Origin of the sequence: Escherichia sp. AM3 (assembly GCF_032029835.1) — a bacterium.
GTDB lineage: Bacteria > Pseudomonadota > Gammaproteobacteria > Enterobacterales > Enterobacteriaceae > Escherichia > Escherichia coli.
Genome location: NZ_JAVUPQ010000751.1, coordinates 1 through 328 on the forward strand (window position 1 = coordinate 1; position 328 = coordinate 328).

The following is a 328-nucleotide window of genomic DNA, read 5'->3' on the forward strand; positions in this document are numbered from 1 at the left end:
AAACAAAGCAGGAATGGCTTTTTCAGTTAAGAAAATGTACATCAAGAGATACTCTTGAAAAAGTTATTGAGATTAACCGTTACAATCTGCCTTTATCAGAATCAGAGGCATTTTATTCTGCCGCAGATCACCGCCGTGCAGAACTGGTGATGAATAAACTTTATGATAAGGTTCCTTCCGGCGTATGGAAGTACGTCCATTAAACAAGAGGATTAATTATGAGCGAACTGACTAAAGAAGATGAATACGGCATTATCAGCCGGACTATGATGAATATTCGTTCATTGCGTGTGTTTGCCCGTGAGATTGATTTTGAGCAGTTGCTCGA

At 39.3% G+C, this 328-nt stretch carries 1 protein-coding gene and 1 pseudogene; both read left to right on the forward strand.

Annotated elements, in window-relative coordinates:
- Positions 1-203 (forward strand): hemolysin expression modulator Hha (gene hha, locus RTW80_RS28195; RefSeq protein ID WP_312721410.1); only part of this gene is annotated, 203 nt, incomplete at its 5' end.
- A 15-nt stretch (positions 204-218) separates the two neighbouring features.
- Positions 219-328, forward strand: a pseudogene (locus RTW80_RS28200) (DNA-binding protein); the annotation flags it as partial.